Source organism: Roseateles sp. P5_B10, assembly GCF_056400485.1.
Genome location: NZ_JBFULE010000531.1, coordinates 1 through 3,738 on the forward strand (window position 1 = coordinate 1; position 3,738 = coordinate 3,738).

Annotated in this window: 4 protein-coding genes and 1 tRNA gene; 4 read left to right on the top strand and 1 reads right to left on the bottom strand. The window is 57.8% G+C overall.

All coding sequences use genetic code 11. The features are described from left to right. The first annotated feature begins 151 nt into the window (after nucleotides 1-151). Nucleotides 152-227: transfer RNA gene (locus tag AC1DU6_RS23260), tRNA-Asn, on the top strand. 179 nt (nucleotides 228-406) lie between these two features. Then, nucleotides 407-583, top strand: a complete 177-nt coding sequence (locus tag AC1DU6_RS23265; protein ID WP_477859934.1) for a hypothetical protein — start codon at nucleotides 407-409, stop codon at nucleotides 581-583. 126 nt (nucleotides 584-709) lie between these two features. On the opposite strand, the gene AC1DU6_RS23270 is transcribed toward AC1DU6_RS23265, so the two are convergent. Then, nucleotides 710-1,900 carry a hypothetical protein gene (locus AC1DU6_RS23270; RefSeq protein ID WP_477859936.1) on the bottom strand — a complete coding sequence of 397 codons (1,191 nt, stop codon included), beginning with the start codon at nucleotides 1,898-1,900 and terminating at the stop codon, nucleotides 710-712. Between the two features lie 506 nt (nucleotides 1,901-2,406). Between AC1DU6_RS23270 and AC1DU6_RS23275 the strand changes: the two genes are divergently transcribed. Together AC1DU6_RS23275 and AC1DU6_RS23280 are read left to right on the top strand one after the other, a co-directional pair. Beyond that, nucleotides 2,407-3,033, top strand: a complete 627-nt coding sequence (locus tag AC1DU6_RS23275; RefSeq protein ID WP_477859938.1) for a hypothetical protein — start codon at nucleotides 2,407-2,409, stop codon at nucleotides 3,031-3,033. A gap of 386 nt (nucleotides 3,034-3,419) precedes the next feature. Further along, nucleotides 3,420-3,738 (top strand): hypothetical protein (locus AC1DU6_RS23280; RefSeq protein WP_477859940.1); only part of this gene is annotated, 319 nt, incomplete at its 3' end.

Consider the following 3,738-nt stretch of genomic DNA (forward strand, 5'->3'; position numbering starts at 1 on the left):
TCAGTCGGTAGAGCGCCGGACTGTTAATCCGTAGGTCCCTGGTTCGAGCCCAGGTCGGGGAGCCACAGAAAACCCGCAAAGGCTGGCCCATCGCCAGCCTTTGCAACAACAGCGAGCCGCAACCGCACGGCAAGCAAAAATACCGATCAATTCCTCGATAGCTCAGTCGGTAGAGCGCCGGACTGTTAATCCGTAGGTCCCTGGTTCGAGCCCAGGTCGGGGAGCCAAATCAGAAGCCTCGTTGCGCAAGCAGCGGGGCTTTTTTCTTTGCGCGTCTCGCAGCGATGGTCACGGGTGATGAACCGGCGCTTGAACTTGCGCTGGCACCTGCTCAAGCTTCCTCCCAATAGCAAAACGCTAACCAAGTGATACAAGTGCTTGGTCCAGCATCAGGGAGGAAAACAAAGTGGACTTCATCGATCAGCTACGCGTGCTGTCAACGCGCATCGCAAACACGAAAGCGTTGATCCAGACTGAAGAGGAGACCAAGAACGCCATGGTCATGCCATTCATCCAGGCACTGGGATACAACGTCTTCGACCCGCTGGAAGYCACGCCGGAGTTGGTGGCGGATGCCTGCTAGTGAAGCCAGTTCAATAGCGCGAAGCGTTGTTCGGCCCAACGACTCAACAAAGTCGAATTGGTGCGCAAGACCAGCGACATTAGCAGGGGCGGAGGTGTCTAGACCTAAGGCTCCCCGCCAAGACGCTCAGGCTGGGCCCCCAAGGATTAATTGCCCCCACATAGGCCTTCGACCTAACACGATGATCTTTCGGATCAGCATTGCGCAATGTTCCTGACATTCGCGTAATACCGAGAGGCTCGGGACCTTGTCGCCTGAGATCTTGCAAATATCCTCGACCTTGCCGTCATGAACGGCAGTTGATCTCAGGGCGTACATGGCATTGAAAAGTCGCTCGAGCCGAAGTCGCTCCTCCACGTTCTCTGGGGACAAAAAGTAGGCCCCCCTTAGCCGAAACGGGAGCGCAATGCCATCCTGAGACTTGCCATCAAGAAGCAGCGTTTCCATCGCGATGCCAAGATCAATAGCCTGGTCGACAGGCTGGCGGCGCCGCAACGACGAATTGAGGCGCTCAAGAGCAATAGTCAGCGCCGATTGAAACGAGGCGGGCAACGCCACAAAGCGTTTATAGAGATCCGGAAGCACGGCCAAATCTTCAGCTGATAGCGTTCGCGTCTCCCCTCCTTGCTCCCAAGACGACAGCAAATGCGGGTAAGCACCTCCAAAGCCAAAAAGTCCCGGAACATCTTCATCAGGCTCCGACCACACCGTGAGCAGCTGGTTTACAGACGGTCCAACCACGGTGAGCAATGTGCTTAGCACCTTGATAGCGCGCGGCTCGCAGTCGAGTGAAGGTGGATTATCGAGAGGCGTGAAATACTCATCTCTCGGAGTCATTCCACAGGGCATTCTGAAGTTCTTCACTACTGCAGCTGACGGACAAAACTGCTTTGACAACAGCATGTCCCAGTGACCGGTGGGTGGGTTAAAGGTAGCACTGTCCATCCATTGGCGGATGCCTCCGCGATTCAACATTTCGATGGGAACCAGCGTGAGTGAATCGGTAACACAAAACGGCTCGCTGAACCGCACCCCGGCCAGCAAGGCGACCTGAATAGCGGCGACATCGCTGGATCGCAGGAATTCGCCCAACCTGCGTACCGGGGGCTCCACCCCTCTGGCGGATGAATACTCGAGCAACCAGTCGGCCAGCACATTCATGTGGGCCGAACAAACGGAGCCGCCGGCGTAGACCATGTGGTTGTCATCAAACTTCGCAAGCGCGCTCTCGCGACTCATGTGGTCCAGCAACGCAGCTCCCTCCGGCGATTTCAAGTGCCCMTCCCCTTTCGTTCGCACGTCGGCAATGAGCTGCATGAGACGCTCCTCGTCTATCGCGCTCACAGACTCTTCTTTCATGGCTCGCTCAGGGTATCGCAGAAGCGCGAATTCTGGTTCGTAACGTGCACAGGTCGGACATACACCTGTTAGTCCGTAGGTCCCTGGTTCGAGCCCAGGTCGGGGAGCCAAATCAAGCCTCATTCGTGCAAGCGGATGGGGCTTCTTTCTTGGCGTCGATGTCAGCCCTCGCGCAAGCCTGTCTTCTCGCAGACGCCGACCGCCAGCCAAACGCCCACGAACTGGCACAGGTGCCGCGAGAGCTGCCACTGAGACAAAGGGCCAGCCAAGCGGCCACACGCGCGCCACATTAGGGAGGGCGTCAATCTTGGCGGCCACTATCCTTTGCACAGCAATAAGGTCACGTTCGAGCTGACGGTTACCCCATCCCTGAGCCGACCCCTGGCTGCTCGGCACGCTGGGCGCACGGGCCTTGCTGTCGCGCCGGCGGCTTCTGCCGGTTCGCCTTTAATTCGGAGATTGACATGGCCGCCTTGAAGAAATTCCTCCTTGCCGTTTCGACGGTGGCAGTCATGGCTCCGGCGTATGCCGAAAGAGATGCCTCCATCCCGCTGCTCCCGCCGAATACCTTGGTGGGGCAGATCCAGATCGCGGCTTTCCAGCCGTTCGGCCAGTCGTTTACGCCCACGCTGTCGAGCGTCGGATCCATCTCGCTATGGGTGATCAACATGAACATTGACTCCCAGCTGGCGCAGGACAAGACGCTGACCCTGAATCTGTATGCCGGAGAAGGTTTCAATGGCCCCGTGCTGGGGAGTTCAACGGTCAACGTCGACTCGCGCATCGGCACGTTGCAAGGCTGGGTAGGGCTCATCGAGTTCAACGTCGGCAACGTCGCGGTGCAGAGTGGCCAGCCGTACAGCTTTGAAGTCAGTGCGGCGTCCGCGCGGTACGGCGTCTACTGGTCGAATGAWGGGAATTACGCTGGCGGCAGCGCCATCCTGCTCGGCACGCCTTCGGCGACGGATCTCTATTTCGGTGTCTCGACGGTGCCGGAGCTTGCTTCCTACCAGCTTCTGCTACTGGGCCTGGCTTCAGTGGCGGGCGTGCAATTCATGAGGCGCCGAGATCGCCGCGGGTTGGACTGCTGATCACGAGTGAACGGGGAGCCAAATCAAAGCCTCACATGCGAAGGCCTGTGGGGGCTCTTTCTTTGCCGAACTGTGGCGACCGGCGGCGCACCTCCCGAATGGTTCCCTTGGACCAACGACGCCCCGCATCGTGAGGTCGGCCGGTCMATCTCGTCAGGCTTGTTCAGTGCGTCGCGCTCGATTACCGCGACAACCGAATTCACCGCAGGCGCGGTGGCCTGTTGGCTGCGAGCCATGCAGGCCCAGACTCCGGCCTCGCCCTTCGGGTTTTGGCGGAACAGCGAAGTTCCTCCCCTTGAGAGCAAGGGATTGCTTGTGAGCTGCGAATGCATGCCCAATAGCCGCGCAACTGCATTCCGCGTTGCATACAAACTATGGAATATCAAATGATTAACAAGCTAATTACGGCAGTCTGTGCAGCCGTTTTCGCGTTCGCTTCGAATGCCGCCACAGTGACAGGCGACGGCTTTGAGATCGAATATTCGACCAATCTGGATTATGTGAGCAGCTACAGCGCGGGGCCAATTGGGGGCGTAAATTTTGCAACCGACACTCACCACATGGGCACCTTCACGATTGAGAGCAATTATTTTCAATCGGCGGACCCGACAGACAAGCGTTACACCCTTTTGATTGAGACGGGCCTCTCGGTTGTTGAACCGAAAGATATACAACTTCGATTCTCATATTGGAGCGTCGACTATC